The sequence below is a fragment of the Streptomyces sp. NPDC046821 genome (assembly GCF_040645335.1).
Taxonomy (GTDB): domain Bacteria; phylum Actinomycetota; class Actinomycetes; order Streptomycetales; family Streptomycetaceae; genus Streptomyces.
In genome coordinates, this window is record NZ_JBEYYB010000007.1 from 344,712 (window position 1) to 360,610 (window position 15,899).

General features: G+C 70.9%; 13 protein-coding genes. 11 read left to right on the forward strand and 2 right to left on the reverse strand.

The features are described from left to right. Positions 1–63 precede the first annotated feature (63 nt). The 4 genes from ABZ893_RS16655 to ABZ893_RS16670 all read left to right on the forward strand — a co-directional run bounded on the left by ABZ893_RS16655 (position 64) and on the right by ABZ893_RS16670 (position 3,700). The gene (locus ABZ893_RS16655) at positions 64–1,602 is read left to right on the forward strand and encodes an NAD(P)/FAD-dependent oxidoreductase (RefSeq protein WP_361403312.1); all 1,539 of its coding nucleotides are present in this window, start codon (positions 64–66) and stop codon (positions 1,600–1,602) included. After that, a complete protein-coding gene (locus tag ABZ893_RS16660) occupies positions 1,599–2,525 on the forward strand; it encodes an alpha/beta hydrolase (protein WP_361403315.1) in 927 nt (308 codons plus the stop codon). The genes ABZ893_RS16655 and ABZ893_RS16660 overlap by 4 nt, the downstream gene beginning before the upstream one ends. Then, positions 2,522–3,397: an SDR family oxidoreductase gene (locus ABZ893_RS16665; protein WP_361403318.1), complete on the forward strand. Its 876-nt coding sequence runs from the start codon at positions 2,522–2,524 to the stop codon at positions 3,395–3,397. The genes ABZ893_RS16660 and ABZ893_RS16665 overlap by 4 nt, the downstream gene beginning before the upstream one ends. A 126-nt stretch (positions 3,398–3,523) precedes the next feature. Continuing rightward, a complete protein-coding gene (locus ABZ893_RS16670) occupies positions 3,524–3,700 on the forward strand; it encodes a hypothetical protein (RefSeq protein WP_361403320.1) in 177 nt (58 codons plus the stop codon). A gap of 329 nt (positions 3,701–4,029) precedes the next feature. Here the strand turns inward: ABZ893_RS16670 and ABZ893_RS16675 are convergent, their stop codons facing one another. Further along, on the reverse strand, positions 4,030–7,347 hold the full coding sequence (locus tag ABZ893_RS16675; protein WP_361403323.1) for a S41 family peptidase: 3,318 nt from the start codon (positions 7,345–7,347) through the stop codon (positions 4,030–4,032). Positions 7,348–7,539: 192 nt separating this feature from the next. Here ABZ893_RS16675 and ABZ893_RS16680 point away from each other — a divergent pair, with 192 nt between their 5' ends. Beyond that, complete coding sequence (locus tag ABZ893_RS16680; RefSeq protein ID WP_361403325.1) at positions 7,540–8,130, forward strand: TetR/AcrR family transcriptional regulator; 591 nt, start codon at positions 7,540–7,542, stop codon at positions 8,128–8,130. 124 nt (positions 8,131–8,254) lie between these two features. Next, positions 8,255–10,477 (forward strand): MMPL family transporter, encoded by a 2,223-nt coding sequence (locus ABZ893_RS16685; RefSeq protein WP_361403328.1) that lies wholly within the window; start codon positions 8,255–8,257, stop codon positions 10,475–10,477. A gap of 19 nt (positions 10,478–10,496) precedes the next feature. Here ABZ893_RS16685 and ABZ893_RS16690 read toward each other — a convergent pair whose 3' ends face one another. Further along, positions 10,497–10,826, reverse strand: a complete 330-nt coding sequence (locus tag ABZ893_RS16690) for an SsgA family sporulation/cell division regulator (RefSeq protein WP_361403330.1) — start codon at positions 10,824–10,826, stop codon at positions 10,497–10,499. Positions 10,827–11,018: 192 nt separating this feature from the next. Between ABZ893_RS16690 and ABZ893_RS16695 the strand changes: the two genes are divergently transcribed. The 5 genes from ABZ893_RS16695 (at position 11,019) to ABZ893_RS16715 (ending at position 15,845) form a co-directional block, all read left to right on the forward strand. Next, positions 11,019–12,071, forward strand: coding sequence for an energy-coupling factor ABC transporter permease (locus ABZ893_RS16695; protein ID WP_361403333.1), 1,053 nt, complete (start codon positions 11,019–11,021; stop codon positions 12,069–12,071). A 1-nt stretch (position 12,072) separates the two neighbouring features. Further along, entirely contained in the window at positions 12,073–12,834 is a 762-nt protein-coding gene (gene cbiQ / locus ABZ893_RS16700; RefSeq protein WP_361403335.1) for a cobalt ECF transporter T component CbiQ, read from the forward strand. Continuing rightward, positions 12,831–13,604, forward strand: coding sequence for an ABC transporter ATP-binding protein (locus ABZ893_RS16705; RefSeq protein ID WP_361403338.1), 774 nt, complete (start codon positions 12,831–12,833; stop codon positions 13,602–13,604). Before cbiQ ends, ABZ893_RS16705 begins: the two co-directional genes overlap by 4 nt. Positions 13,605–13,682: 78 nt before the next feature. Further along, a complete protein-coding gene (locus ABZ893_RS16710) occupies positions 13,683–14,840 on the forward strand; it encodes a serine hydrolase domain-containing protein (RefSeq protein ID WP_361403341.1) in 1,158 nt (385 codons plus the stop codon). Positions 14,841–15,059: 219 nt separating this feature from the next. Beyond that, positions 15,060–15,845, forward strand: coding sequence for an SDR family NAD(P)-dependent oxidoreductase (locus tag ABZ893_RS16715; RefSeq protein WP_361403591.1), 786 nt, complete (start codon positions 15,060–15,062; stop codon positions 15,843–15,845). Positions 15,846–15,899: the final 54 nt, after the last annotated feature.

Consider the following 15,899-nt stretch of genomic DNA (forward strand, 5'->3'; position numbering starts at 1 on the left):
GCTCTACTCTCCCCATTGTGCCAGTGTTCACTGGCAAGGTCGTGCGACCAGGGAGGCGCCGGGATGACTGAGCACGAGCATGAGCACGTACGGGTGGCGGTGATCGGGTCCGGGTTCGGCGGCCTCGGGGCCGCGGTCCGGCTGCGGCGCGAGGGCATCACCGACTTCGTGGTCCTGGAACGCGCGGACTCCGTGGGCGGCACGTGGCGCGACAACAGCTACCCGGGATGCGCGTGCGACGTGCCCTCCCACCTCTACTCCTTCTCCTTCGCGCCCAACCCCGACTGGCCCCGCACCTTCTCCGGCCAGGAGCGCATCCGCGAGTACCTGGAGGGCGTCGCCGACACCTTCCGGCTGCGCCCGCACATCCGCTTCGACCACGAGGTGATGGAGGCGCGCTGGGACACCGAGAAGCTGTGGTGGGAGGTCGAGACCTCGCAGGGGACGCTCACAGCCGACGTCGTCATCTCGGCGACCGGGCCGCTGTCCGACCCGAAGACGCCGGACATCAAGGGCCTCGACTCCTTTCCCGGCAAGGTGTTCCACTCGGCGCGCTGGGACCACGACTACGACCTGCGCGGCAAGCGCGTCGCCGTGATCGGCACCGGCGCCTCCGCCATCCAGATCGTGCCGGCCATCCAGCGCGACGTGGCCAAGCTGACGCTGTTCCAGCGGACGCCGCCGTGGGTCATGCCGCGCGCCGACCGCGCCATCTCGGGCGCCGAGCGCTGGCTTCACCGTCAGCTGCCGTTCACGACGCAGGCCCGCCGCGGCATCCTGTGGGGCATCCGTGAGCTGCAGGTTCAGGCGTTCACGAAGCGGCCGAACGAGCTGGGGCTCGTAGAGCAGCTCGCCAAGCGGAACATGCACCGGTCCGTCAAGGACCCGGCCCTGCGCGCCAAGCTCACCCCGGACTACCGCATCGGCTGCAAGCGCATCCTGCTGTCCAACACGTACTACCCGGCGCTCGCCCAGCCGAATGTCGACGTCGTCGCCTCCGGTCTGAGCGAGATCCGCGGGAACACGCTCGTCGGGTCGGACGGGAGCGAGGTCGAGGTCGACGCGATCGTCTTCAGCACCGGCTTCCACGTCACGGACATGCCGATCGCGAACCGCGTCGTCGGCGCCGAGGGCGTGACGCTCATGGAGTCCTGGAAGGACGGCATGAAGTCGCTGCGCGGCGCGACGGCGGCCGGGTTCCCGAACTTCATGACGGTGATCGGCCCCAACACCGGTCTCGGCAACTCCTCGATGATCCTGATGATCGAGGCGCAGCTGAACTATCTGGCCGACTACATGCGCCAGTTGGACGTGCTCGGTGGCCGTGTCGCCCTCGACGCGCGCCCGTCCGCCGTGGGCGGCTGGGTCCGGCGCGTCCAGGACCGGATGGAGCGCACGGTGTGGAGCTCGGGCGGCTGCAACAGCTGGTACCTCGACGACAACGGCGTGAACACCACGCTGTGGCCGGGCACGACGAGCGAGTTCCGGTCCGCCACGCGCCGGGTCGACCTCGGTGAGTACGAGGTGGTGCGGGCGGCGAAGGCGAAGCCGGCCGCGCGTACGAAGAAGGGCCGGGGCGACAAGGTGGAGGCGGCCGCGTGAGCCGGTTGATGCATGTGACGAGCGGCCCTTACGCGCCGCCGGTGGCCGCCCGTGAGCTGACGGCCGTGTCCGCCGACGGTGCCCGGCTGCATGTCGAGGTGCATGGTCCCGAGGGCGCGCCGACCGTGGTGCTCGCGCACGGGTGGACCTGCTCGACCGCTTTCTGGGCGGCACAGATACGGGCGCTCGCCTCCGGTCACCGGGTCGTCGCGTACGACCAGCGGGGGCATGGGCGCAGCCCGGCGGCGCAGGCTCCGTATGCGACCGAGATGCTGGCGGACGACCTGGAGGCCGTGCTCGGGGCGACGCTCGGGGCGGGGGAGAAGGCTGTGCTGGCCGGGCACTCCATGGGTGGCATGACGATGATGGCCGCCTCGCGGAGGCCGAAGTTCCGGGAGCACGCGGCGGCGGTGCTGCTGTGCAGTACGGGCAGTTCGCGGCTGGTCGCCGAGTCGACGGTGCTGCCGATGAAGGCGGGGCCTCTGCGGACCCGGATGACCACGTCCGTGCTCGGTGCGAAGGCGCCGCTCGGGCCCGTCACGCCGGTCGGCAAGAAGGTCCTGCGGTACGCCACCATGGGCCCTGGTTCGTCGCCGGACAAGGTCGAGGCGTGTGCGCGGATCGTGCACGCCTGCCCGGTCAAGCCGCGTTATCACTGGTCACAGGTCCTCGCCGGGCTCGAACTCGACGAGGGCGTCACCGAGTTGCGGGTTCCCACGGCGGTCGTCGCCGGTACGGCCGACCGGCTCACGCCCGTCGTGCACGCTCGGCGCCTGGCTGCGACGCTGCCTCAGTGTGTGGGGCTCACCGAACTCACCGGCATCGGGCACATGACGCCCGTCGAGGCGCCGGAGCTCGTCACCGAACGCATACGTGAACTGTCCGCGAGCTACGTGGAGATGAAGGGAGCGGCATCCGCATGAGCAGGGTCAGCCTCGAAGGGCAGGTCGCGGTCGTCACCGGCGCCGCGCGCGGTGTGGGGGAGCTTCTCGCGCGCAAGCTGGCGGCGCGCGGCGCGAAGATCGCGCTGGTCGGCCTGGAGCCGGACGAGCTGAAGGCGGTCTCGGAGCGTCTTTCCACGGACAGCGACTTCTGGCACGCCGACGTCACCGACCATGTGGCGATGGCGCAGGTCGCCGAGGAGGTCAAGCAGCGCTTCGGCAAGGTCGACATCGTCGTGGCGAACGCGGGTGTCGCCAACGGCGGGCCGTTCCTCGAGTCCGACCCGGTCGCCTGGCGGCGGGTCATCGAGGTCAACCTCATCGGGTCGGCGGTCACGGCGCGGGCGTTCCTGCCGGTGCTGATGGAGAGCCGCGGGTATCTGCTCCAGATCGCGTCCCTCGCCGCGATCACGCCGGCGCCCATGATGACCGCGTACTGCGCGTCGAAGTCGGGCGTGGAGGCGTACGCGCACAGCCTGCGGGCCGAGGTCGGCTACAAGGGTGTGCGGGTCGGCGTCGGTTACCTGTCGTGGACCGACACCGACATGGTGCGCGGGGCCGATCAGGACGACGTGATGCGGGAGTTGCGGCAGCGGCTGCCGTGGCCGTCCAACAAGACGTATCCGCTGGGGCCTGCCGTGGACCGGATCGTGGCGGGGATCGAGCGGCGGTCGTCGCATGTGTACGCGCAGTGGTGGCTGCGGGGGATGCAGGGCATTCGCGGGTATCTGCCCTCCGTCATCGGGTCGGTCGGGCAGCGGGAGATGCGGCGGTTCGAGCCGCGTCTTGGGAGTGTGTCGACCGGGCTTGTGGGTGCGGGTGGGGCTGCCGACGAGTCTGTGCGGGGTGGCTGAGGGCGGTTTTCCGGGGTGGGGCTGGGGTGGGTACGGTGCGTTACTGATCGAAATGCGGCGTATGTCCTGGCGTGTCAGGCTGGTCGAGGCCCGAACCCCCCTCACCCGATATGGGAGTGAAATCGCATGGGTATGAAGGACCAGTTCCAGGACAAGGCGGAGCGGATGGCTGCGCAGGCCAAGGAGAAGATGGGGCAGGGGAAGGACGAGGCGGGGGGCGCTTCGCGGGAGCGGGCCTCGCAGGGGCGGGAGCGGTCTGCGCGGGATGCGCAGGAGCGGCTCGATGAGGAGCCCGGGGCGTGACGCTGGGTTGAGCTAGGTGGGATGGGGTGCACCCGGGATGCCGGGTGCACCCCGTTTTTTGTGGTGGGCGCCTCTGTGTTGGCGCTCGGCGCATGGGCTGTGCCCACCCGTTCCGCCCCTGGCGGACCAGCTGCCCACAGAGGTAGGGGCGGGGGAGGGGGAGGGGAGCGGGCCAGCTGCCCACAGAGGTAGGGGGCAGCGAGGTGCGGCGGCGCGTGGGCAGGGTGGGGGTGGGCGGGGCGGGGGTGGCCGGAGTGCCCGTAGCGGGTGGCGAGGTGGGGCGGCGGGTGGGAGGGGCGGAACGGGTGGGCACAGCCAGGTAAGCGCCATTAGCGGGGCGGGAGTTTGGGGCGGGTGTGGTCGGGGGTGTTTGTGTAGTCGGGGGGAGTCTTCGCGGGGGAGGTGGCCAAGAGGTCCAGGGCCAGGTACACCGCGTCGTCCAGTTGGGCGTGGCGGCCCTCCGCCCAGTCCAGGGGGGTGCGTAGGACCTCGATGTCCGGTTCTACGCCCTTGTTCTCGATCGACCAGCCGTATTCGGGGAACCAGGCCGCGTTCATCGGGACAGTGATGACCGTGCCGTCGCCCAGAGTGTGGCGGCCCGTCATGCCGACGACTCCGCCCCACGTGCGCTGGCCCACGACCGGGCCGAGGGCGAGGAGTTTGAACGCCGCCGTGATCATGTCGCCGTCGGACGAGGTCGCCTCGTCGGCGAGGGCGACGACCGGGCCGCGTGGGGCGTTCGACGCGTACGAGACGGGCTGGGCGTTGCGCGTGAGGTCCCAGCCGAGGATCTTGCGGGTCAGTTTCTCGACGACGAGTTCGCTGATGTGGCCGCCCGCGTTGCCCCGTACGTCGACGATGAGCGCGGGCCGGGACACCTCCATGCGGACGTCGCGGTTGAACTGGGCCCAGCCCGAGCCGCCCATGTCGGGGATGTGCAGGTAGCCGCACTTGCCGCCGCTCAACTCCCGTACGACCTCCCGGCGTTTGGCCACCCAGTCCTGGTAGCGCAGCGGGCGTTCGTCGATGAGGGGGACGATCGCGACGCGGCGGGACGGGCCGTCGCCCTCCGCAGGCCGGAACGTCAGCTCGACCGTCGTGCCGCCCGCGCCCGCGAGCAGCGGGTAGGGCCCGGCCACCGGGTCGACCGGGCGGCCGTCGACATGGGTCAGGACGGCGCCCTCGCGGATACCGCTGCCGGCCAGCGGAGAACGCGCCTTGGAGTCGGAAGAGTCGCCGGGCAGGATGCGTACGAGCCGCCAACCGCCCTCACGGTGAACGAAGTTGGCGCCGAGGAGGCCCTGGGCGCGTTGGTAGTGGGGCGGGCCCTCGTTGCGGCGGGCGGCGGAGACGTAGGCGTGCGATGTGCAGAGTTCGCCGAGGACTTCGCGCAGGAGGTCGGCGAACTCGTCGGGGGACGCGACCCGTCCGACGAGTGGCCGGTACTGGGCGAGGATCGCGTCCCAGTCGATGTGGCACATGTCCGGTTCCCAGTAGTAGCCCCGGATGATGCGGCCGGCCTCCTCGTACGCGCCGCGCCACTCGGCGGCCGGGTCGACGTCGTGCAGGATGCGGCGAAGGTCGATCCAGACGGTGGTGTCGCTGTCGCCGGTCTCCGTGGAGGGGACGGCGCGCAGGTCGCCCTCGTCGACGACGACGAGCCGGGTGCCGTCGCCGCTGAGCGCGAACCAGTCGAGGTGGGTGACCAGTTCGGTCTTCTTGCCCTTGCCGAGGCTGAAATGTTCCAGGGTCGGGCGGCCCGAGGTGTCGGCCGGGTTGACGAACGTCTCGCCGAGCGCGCCGGAGATCGGCCAGCGCAGCCACACGAGACCACCGCCCGAGACGGGGTACATCGCCGAGTACTTGGACGCCGAGACGGGGAACGGCACGACCCGGTTCTCCAGGCCCTCGATCTCGACGGTCGGCGCCCCGTCGGCGCCCGAGTCCTCGGTCGGGTCGAGCCCGCCCGCGGCCGTACGCCCGTCGGGCGACAGGGCGAACGGCGAGGGGGTCGCGGACGACAGCGGTACGAGGTACGGGCGGCAGCCGAGCGGGAAGGACAGGTCGCCGGTGTGCACGTCGTAGACCGGGTCGAAGCCGCGCCAGGAGAGGAACGCGAGATAGCGGCCGTCGCGCGTGAAGACCGGGTTCTCGTCCTCGAAGCGGCCGTTGGTGACGTCGACGATCGTGCGGTCCGCGATCCGGGCCATCTTGATCTGGCGGAGGGAACGGCCGATTCCGGGGTGGGACCAGGTCAGCCAGGCGCCGTCCGGCGAGAAGGCGAGGTCGCGGACGGGGCCGTTGACGGAGCGGACGAGTTCGGTGACTTCGCCGCTGACGGTTCGCGGGGTCAGCTCCGGCTCCCCAGCCTCTTCGGAGGATTCCTCCGCGACTGCCTCTACCTCCTCGACTTCTTCGGAGGTGTCGATGAGGAGCAGGCGGCCGTCGTGGGAGGCGATGGCGAGGCGGTCGCCGTCGGGGTCGCTGACCATCTCCAGGACCCGGCCCAGTTCGCCGGAGGCCAGGCGGCGGGGCGCGCGGTCTCCGGTCGCGCGCGGCAGGTACGAGATCTCGACCGCGTCCTCGCCCTCAGCGTCGGTGACGTACGCGACCTCGCCGCCGGGGCCGAGCATCTCGGGGAGCCGGACGCGTACGCCCGGGGTGTCGGCGATGGTGCGGGCGGGGCCGTCGCGGTGGGTGAGCCAGTAGAGGCTGCCGCGTACGACGACCGCGCTGGCGCGGCCGGTCTCGTCGACGGAGAGTCCGTCGACGTGGTGGGCGGCCGGTACCTGGTAGGTGCGGCGGCCGACGCGCGGGCCGCCTAGGCGCACGTCCAGCTTGCGCGGCACGGAGCCGGGGGTGAGTTCGTCGATGATCCAGAGGTCGCCGGCGCACTGGTAGACGATCCGGGTTCCGTCGCTGGACGCGTTGCGGGCGTAGAACGCGTCGTGGTCGGAGTGGCGCCGCAGGTCGGAGCCGTCGGGCAGGCACGAGTACACGTTGCCGATGCCCTGGTGGTCGGAGAGGAACGCGATGCGTCCGGCGACGAACATGGGTGCTTCCAGGTGGCCGTCGAGGTCGGCGAGGAGCCGTTCGCCGTGCAGCCAGAGGCGGCCCTGGGCGCCGCCGCGGTAGCGCTTCCAGGAGGCGGGTTCGTGCGGGGGAGTGCCGGTCAGGAGCAGGGTCTTGCGTTCGCCGTCGAAGTCGGCGACGGCGATGTCCGAGACCGGGCCCCAGGGGAGGCGGCCGCCGGGCGAGCCGTCGGTGGGGACGTCGTAGGCCCAGGTGAAGTACGAGAACGGCTGGCCGTGCGAGGCGACCGCGAGGATGGCGGACCGGCCGTCCTTGTCGGGCGGAGTCCAGCCGCGGACCTGGGTGTCCGTGCTGCCCCAGTAGGTGAGGCGGCGCGCGGGGCCGCCGTCCACGGGCGCGAGATGGATCTCCGGATCGAGGCTGCGCCAGGTCGTGTACGCGATGTGGCGGCCGTCGGGCGAGAACCGCGGGTGGCCCACCTTGGTGCGGTCGACCGTGACCCGCCACGCGCGGCCCGGCTGATCCAGCGGGGTGACCCAGAGATCGTCCTCGGTCACGAAGCAGAGCCGGTCGTCGTGCAGATGAGGGAACCGGAGGTACGCGTCGTCGCTCACCTACACATGCTTTTCCGCTCCAGGGGCCCCGGCAACTTGTGGGTTTCGACGGGCTGGGTGGGGAGGTGCGTGCGGTCTGTGGTGCAGGCCACGTACGAAACGGTTTCGTTTCGTTAAGGGGGAGTCGTACAGTCGAGGTGTACGAAACCGTTTCGTACCGAGTGAAGGCGTGAGTGAAGGAGTGTGTGTGGCATGGCTGAAGCCGCGACGACGCGTCGCAGCCGGATCACGCCCGAGCGCGAGGCCGAGCTGTACGGCGCCGTGCTCGACCTGCTCCGCGAGGTCGGTTACGACGCCCTGACCATGGACGCCGTGGCCACCCGTACCCGGTCCAGCAAGGCCACGCTCTACCGCCAGTGGGGCAGCAAGGCCGAACTGGTCGTGAAGGCGCTGCGGCACCAGAAGCCGTCAGGGCTCAGCGAGATCGACACCGGGTCGCTGCGGGGCGACTTCCACGCCCTGGCCCTGCGCGAGGACGACTGCGAGCTGGCCCAGGGATCCGCGCTGATCCGGGGCCTCGCCATGGCGGTCCACTCGAACCCCGATCTGCTGCGCGCCTTCCGCGAGCTGCTGATCGAACCCGAGACGGAGGAGTTCCGGCACGTGCTCAAGCGCGCGATCGACCGGGGCGAGATCCGTGCGGACAATCCGGCGCTCGACTACGTCCTGCACATGATCGTCGGGGCGTTCGCGACCCGGACCCTCATCGACGAGCTGCCACCCACGCAGGACTTCGTCATCTCGTACATCGACGCCGTGGTCCTCCCCGCCCTCGGCGCCTGATCCTCACCCCACCCCCCAAGCAGTACCGAGCACCTGACGCGACCGCTCACGTCGTCGGGCTGATCCCCCCTGCCCAAAGGGCCTCTGCCCAACCCCCCAACGACCTGACCGGGAGCACCCCTCCATGGCCACATTCCTCTACAGACTCGGCAAGCTCGCCTTCCGCCGACGGCATTTCGTCGCCCTGATATGGGTCGCGCTGCTCACCCTCGCGGGCGTGGGCGCGGCCACCGCGCCGACGGCGGCCTCCAGTTCCTTCTCGATCCCGGGCACCGAGGCCCAGAAGGCCTTCGACCTGCTCGACCAGCGCTTCCCCGGCTCCGCCGCGGACGGCGCGACCGCCCGTGTCGTCTTCAAGGCGCCGGCCGGCGAGAAGCTCACCGACGCGGCCAACAAGGCCGACATCCAGGACACCGTCGCGCAGATCAAGGCCAGCTCGAAGCAGGTCGCCTCGGTCGCCGACCCGTTCGTCGTGCACACGGTGAGCAAGGACGGCACGATCGCCTACGCCTCGGCCTCGTACAAGGTCCCGGGCATGGAGCTGACCGACGGCGACCGGGATGCGCTGCAGCACGTCATCGACGAGGCCAAGGGGACCGGTCTGACCGTCGAGGTCGGCGGTGACGCGCTCCAGGCCATCCCGGAGACCGGCGCCACCGAGGTCATCGGCGTCGGGATCGCCGCCGTCGTCCTCGTGATCACCTTCGGTTCGCTCGTCGCGGCCGGACTGCCGCTGCTGACCGCGCTCATCGGCGTGGGCATCGGCGTCTCCGCGATCACCGCGCTGGCCAACGTCCTCGACCTGGGCTCCACCACGTCCACGCTCGCGATGATGATCGGCCTCGCGGTCGGCATCGACTACGCGCTGTTCATCGTCTCCCGCTACCGCGCCGAACTGGCCGAGGGCCGGGAACGCGAGGAAGCCGCAGGGCGAGCCGTCGGCACCGCGGGCTCGGCGGTCGTCTTCGCCGGACTCACCGTCCTGATCGCGCTCGTCGGCCTCGCCGTCGTCAACATCCCGATCCTGACGAAGATGGGCGTCGCCGCCGCCGGCACCGTCGCCATCGCCGTGCTCATCGCGCTGACCCTCATCCCGGCGCTGCTCGGCTACGTCGGCAAGCGGGCGCACGGCCGCAAGGCCCGTAAGGCACTGGCCGCAGAGGCGAAGTCCGAGCCCAAGACCAACATGGGCACGCGCTGGGCGCGCTTCGTGCTGCGCCGGCCGGTGGTTGTCCTGCTCGCCGGTGTGGTCGGGCTCGGCGTGATGGCGGTCCCGGCCGCCTCGCTCCAGCTGGGCCTGCCCGACGACGGGGTCCAGCCCACCGACACCACCCAGCGCAAGGCCTACGACCTGCTGTCCGAGGGCTTCGGGCCGGGCTTCAACGGGCCGCTGCTCACTGTCGTAGACGCCAAGGGCGCGGACGACCCGAAGGCCGCCGTCGACCGGGTCGTCTCCTCGATCAAGGGCACGGACGGCGTCGCCGCGGTCACCCCGGCCACGTTCAACAAGGCCGGCGACACCGCGATCGTCACCGTCATCTCCAAGTACAAGCCGTCCTCGACCGAGACCGAGGACGTCGTCCACGCCATTCGTGCCGAGGGCAAGGACATCAAGGCGGACACCGGCGCCGAGCTGAGCGTCACCGGCTCGACCGCCATGAACATCGACGTGTCGCAGAAGCTGAACGACGCGCTGGTTCCCTATCTGGCGCTGGTCGTCGGCCTGGCCTTCCTGCTGCTGATGGTCGTGTTCCGGTCGGTGCTCGTGCCGCTCAAGGCGGCGCTCGGCTTCCTGCTCTCGGTGCTCGCCGCGCTCGGTGCCGTCGTGGCCGTCTTCCAGTGGGGCTGGCTCGGCTCGCTCTTCGGCGTCGACCAGACGACCCCGATCATGTCGATGATGCCGATCTTCATGGTGGGCGTGGTCTTCGGCCTCGCGATGGACTACGAGGTGTTCCTCGTGACCCGGATGCGGGAGGCGTTCGTCCACGGGGAGCGGCCCGCGCAGGCGATCGTCACCGGCTTCAAGCACGGGGCGCGCGTGGTCACGGCCGCGGCCGTCATCATGATCGCGGTCTTCGCGGGCTTCATCGGCTCCAGCGAGCAGATGATCAAGATGATCGGCTTCGGCCTCGCGATCGCGGTCTTCTTCGACGCGTTCCTGGTACGCATGGCGATCGTGCCGGCGGTCCTTGCGCTGCTCGGGAAGCGGGCGTGGTGGCTGCCGAAGTGGCTCGACCGGATCCTGCCGAACGTCGACGTCGAGGGCGAGGGGCTGAAGGCCTCCGACGATGACGCGCCCGGTGGGGGCGGCGCCGCCGACGGGGACCGGGAGCTGGTCCGGGTCTAGCCCTTGTTATTAGGTCCGGTCAGTTAGCCATTGGGGTGGTGGACGTGTACGTCCGGCGAAGGAAGCGCACCAGCGCCTTCTTCTCGAACTGCACGACCGCCACCCCTTTCGGCGAGTGGAACTCCATGACCGCCTGGACGCGGCCGCACGGCCAGATGCTTATGTCGCCGTCGGTGGCGGGGGCGCGCAGCCCCTTCTCGAGGAGGTCGCGGGTGAAGCTCCAGTCGCCCTCTTCGGGGACGGTGAGATGGACGCGTCCGTCGTAGCTCAGCAGCGCGGGGACGGCCGGCGGCTCGTCGAGGGAGTCGGTGACGACGCGGGCTCGTGCCTTCTGCTCGACGGCGGACATCGGGAGACTCCTCATCTCTCACGTATCTGCTGCCATCCAATGTCCCATAAAACACATATGTGAGGCTATGTACGGGGTCCATTCGGCGGGCTACTTGTCTCTGCACCGCTCTTGCGAGCCGTTCGCAACAAGGCACTATCATCGAACGGTTCGTCTGACCCCCGACACGTGCCGAAGCGGAGCCCCCCACCCATGCATGTCCCCGACGGATTCATCAACGCCCCCGTCTCGGCGGCGGCAGGTGTCGTCGCCGCGGGTGCCGTGGCCGTCAGCCTCCGTGGCGCGCGGCGCGAACTCGACGAGCGCACCGCGCCCCTCGCCGGCCTCGTCGCCGCCTTCATCTTCGCCGTGCAGATGCTGAACTTCCCCGTCGCGGCCGGCACCAGCGGCCACCTCCTCGGCGGAGCGCTCGCGGCGATCCTCGTCGGGCCCTATACGGGTGTCCTATGTGTGTCCGTCGTCCTCCTGATGCAGGGCGTGCTCTTCGCCGACGGCGGCCTCACCGCGCTCGGCGTGAACATCACCGACATGGCGATCACCACGACCGTCGTCGCCTACCTCGTCTTCCGCGGTCTCGTGAAGGTGCTGCCCCGGGGGCGCCGCTCGATCACCGTCGCCTCCTTCGTCGCGGCCCTCCTCTCCGTCCCGGCCGCCGCCGTCGTGTTCACCCTGATCTACGCGATCGGCGGCACCACCGACGTCTCGATCGGCAAGGTCGCCACCGCGATGGTCGGCGTGCACGTCCTCATCGGCATCGGTGAGGCCGTCATCACCGCCCTCACCGTCGGCGCCGTCGTCGCCGTCCGCCCCGACCTCGTCTACGGCGCCCGCGGCCTGAACCAGCCGCTCAAGCTCCGCGTCAACGGCGAACTCGTCGACGCCGCCGACACCCCCGCGCAGCCCGTCAGCGCCCCCGGCTCCCACCGCAAGATCTGGATCACCGGCCTCGTCACCTCCCTCGTCCTCGCCGGCTTCGTCTCCTTCTACGCGTCCTCGAACCCCGACGGCCTGGAGAAGGTCGCCCACGACAAGGGCATCGACAAGAAGACCCAGAAGCACGCCTCCGACGGCTCCCCGCTCGCCGGCTACGGCGTCAAGGACGTGACCGACGCCCGCCTCTCCGGCGGCCTCGCCGGCGTGATCGGAGTCGGCGTCACCGTCGTCGCCGGCAGCGGCATCTTCTGGGCGCTGCGCAGGCGCCGCAGCGCCCAGACCTCCCCGAGCCAGATCACGGAAACCGTCTGACATGGGCGCCGGGCACGCGCACAGGCTCTACCGGCACGGGCACTCGCCCGTGCACACTCTGCCGCCGCAGACCAAGCTCGCGGCCGTCCTCTGCTTCGTGATCGTGGTCGTCTCCACGCCCCGCGAGGCGATGTGGGCGTTCGCCCTGTACGCGGCTCTGCTCGCCGCCGTCGCCTACGTGGCCCGCGTCCCGGCCGCCTTCCTCCTCAAGCGCCTCCTCATCGAGATCCCGTTCGTGGCGTTCGCCGTGCTCATGCCGTTCGTGGCGCAGGGCGAGCGCGTCGACGTCCTCGGCCTGTCCCTCAGCGTCAACGGCCTGTGGGGCGCCTGGAACGTCCTCGCCAAGGGCACCCTCGGCGTCGCCGCGTCCGTCCTGCTCGCCTCCACCACCGAACTGCGCGAGCTGCTGCTCGGCCTGCAACGGCTCAAGCTGCCTTCCCTCCTCGTCCAGATCGCGTCGTTCATGCTCCGCTACGGCGATGTGATCACCGACGAGATGCGCCGGATGCGGATCGCCCGCGAGTCCCGCGGCTTCGAGGCCAGCGGCGTGCGCCACTGGGGCGTCCTCGCCAAGTCCGCCGGCGCCCTCTTCATCCGCTCCTACGAGCGCGGCGAGCGCGTCCACCTCGCCATGGTCAGCCGCGGCTACGCCGGTTCGATGCCGGTCATCGACGACGTCACCGCGTCCCGCGCCCAGTGGTCGTACGCCCTGACCCTCCCCTGTGCCGCCCTTGTCGTCTGTCTGCTGGGATGGGTGCTGTGACTGACTCCCCCGAAAACTCCACCGCGTCACTCGAGGTCAGCGGCCTCGCCTACGCCTACCCCGACGGGCACCAGGCCCTGTTCGGCGTCGACCTCACCATCGGCCGTGGCGAGCGCGTCGCGCTGCTCGGCCCCAACGGTGCGGGCAAGACGACCCTCGTGCTGCATCTCAACGGCATCCTCAGCGGCGGCGCCGGCAGCGTGAAGGTCGCCGGGCTGCCCGTCGGCAAGCAGCACATGGCCGAGATCAGGCGCAAGGTCGGCATCGTCTTCCAGGACCCCGACGACCAGCTCTTCATGCCGACCGTCCGCGAGGACGTCGCCTTCGGGCCCGCCGCGGCCGGGGTCAAGGGGCCCGAGCTGGAAGCGCGGGTGCACAAGGCCCTCGCCCAGGTCGGCATGGCCGAGTTCGCCGACCGGCCGCCGCACCACCTCTCCTTCGGGCAGCGCCGCCGCGTCGCCGTAGCCACCGTCCTCGTCATGGAGCCCGAGATCCTCGTCCTGGACGAGCCGTCGTCGAACCTCGACCCGGCCTCCCGGCGTGAACTCGCCGACATTCTCCGGTCGTTGGACGTCACCGTCCTCATGGTCACGCACGACCTGCCGTACGCGCTCGAACTCTGCCCCCGCTCCGTGATCCTCAGCGACGGCGTGATCGCGGCCGACGGGACGACCGGCGACCTCCTCGCCGACGAGGACCTGATGCGCGAACACCGCCTGGAACTGCCCTTCGGCTTCGACCCGAGCTCGGTGAAGGTCACGTCCGCCTGAGGAGCGCCGCGGGGGTCCCCGGGACGGCGCCCTGGGAATCCCCGGTGGTCGATGGTGGTTGCAACGACCGTGAGTGACATGAACGGCACAGTGGTCAGCGGGTTCGAACCGGTCAGGGACGCGTTCGCCCGTAACTTCGACGCGCTCGGCGAGCGCGGCGCCGGCGTGGTGGTCTACCGCGACGGACACAAGGTCGTCGACCTGTGGGCCGGCACCCGTGACGTGGACGGCGACGCCCCCTGGGAGCAGGGCACCGCCCAGATCATGCGCTCCGCCACCAAGGGCGTGGCCGCCGCCGCGCTGCTCCTCCTGCACCAGCGCGGCGCGCTCGACCTGGACGCGCCGGTCGGCGACTACTGGCCCGAGTTCAAGCAGCACGGCAAAGAGCGGGTCCTCGTGCGCGACCTCCTCGCACACCGCGCCGGCGTCCCGCTGCTCGACCACCCCCTGACCCCCGCCGAGGCCGCCGACCCCGACCTGGGCGCCGCCGCCGTCGCCGACCAGGCCCCCGTCTGGGAACCCGGCACCGACCACGGCTATCACGCGCAGACCTACAGCTGGCTCACCGGCGAGCTCGTGCGCCGTATCACCGGCCGGACCGTCGGTGCCTGGACAGCCGAGAACGTCACCGGCCCCGTGGCCGCCGACCTCTGGGTGGGCCTGCCCGCCGCCGAGGCCCACCGCGCCGGACGCATCGGTCCCGTCGAGCCGCCCGCCACCCCCGGAGCCCTGCGCTCCCGCCCCAAGCGGAGCATCTCCGAGGCGTACAAGAACCCCGACTCCGTCACCCGCCGCGCCTTCGGCGCCATCGACCCCCTCCCCGACGAGAACGACCCGGCCTACCGCGCGGCCGAGCTGCCAGCCTCGAACGGCATCGGTACGGCGGACGGCCTGGCCCGCGTCTACGCGTCCCTGATCGGCGACGTCGACGGCGGCAGCCGGCTTCTCACGCCGGAGACGATGGAGAAGGCGCGAGAGGAGGCCTCTGCGGGACCCGACCGCGTCCTCGTCGTACCGACCCGCTTCGGACTCGGTTACATGCTCCACGGTGTCGCCTCCCCACTCCTCGGACCTGGTTCCTTCGGCCACCCCGGCCGGGGCGGCGCGCTCGGCTTCGCGGACCCGGAGTCCGGGATCGCCTTCGGGTACGTCACGAACGGTCTGCAGAAGGGCGTCACCGCCGATCCGCGCGCCCAAGCGCTGGTGAAGGCCGTACGCGCCTCGCTCGCTGCGTAGTTGCCACCGCCGTCGCCGAACAGCCGCCGCCGCCGTTCCCGTGTGATCCATAGTGGCCGCCCCCGCGCCGCAACTCGATCAGGGAAAGCCCTGGTTGATCCCTGACGGGTCCCCGAGGGGTCCCTGACGGGTCCCCGAGGGGTCCCTGACGGGTCCCCGACGGATCGCCGAGGGCTCACCGAGGGCTCACCGAGGTAGCGTCCGCCCATGAGTCACGAAATGCCTCGCACAGAGCGCCGTTTCGACGGCTACGCGGTCCTGATCACCGGCGCGGCTCGCGGTATTGGCGCCGCCACCGCGCTCCGGTTCGCCCGCGAAGGGGCCCAGGTCGCCGTCACCGACCTGGATCCGGAAGCCCCGGAGCGAACAGCCGCAGAAATCCGTGAACAGGGCGGCGCGGCACGGGCGTTCACCTGCGACGTCGGATCACGGGAGTCCGTCGAGGCCGCCGTGGCGTCCGCCGCCGAAGCGTTTGGCCGCCTAGACGTGCTGGTCAACAACGCCTACGCGTGCAGCCCCGACGCCACCCGCTTCGAGGACGAGCCCGACGACGTATGGGCCCGCGACCTCGACATCACCCTGACCGGCGCGTACCGCTGCTCCCGCGCCGCACTGCCCCACCTCGTAGCCTCCGGACGCGGCGCCATCGTGAGCATCGGGTCCGTCAACGGCCTTCAGGACTACGGCAATCACGCCTACAGCGCCGCCAAGGCAGGGCTCGTCTCGCTGACCCGCACCCTCGCCGGCCACGCCGGGCCGCGCGGCGTACGCGTCAATCTCGTCGCACCCGGCACCGTACGCACCCCCGCCTGGTCGAACCGGGGCGCCGACGTCGACGTGGTCCGGGACCTCTACCCTCTCGGCCGGGTGGGGGAGCCGGAGGACGTGGCCGCCGCCGTCGCGTTCCTCGCGTCACGCGACGCGGCGTGGATCACGGGCGTGACGCTCCCGGTCGACGGCGGGCTGACCTCAGTGAACATGGGATTCCGGCACGCGGTCAGGTAACACGCAGGCCCGCCGAAGCCACCCCGCGCGCCCCATATGACCCGCCCCCGTATG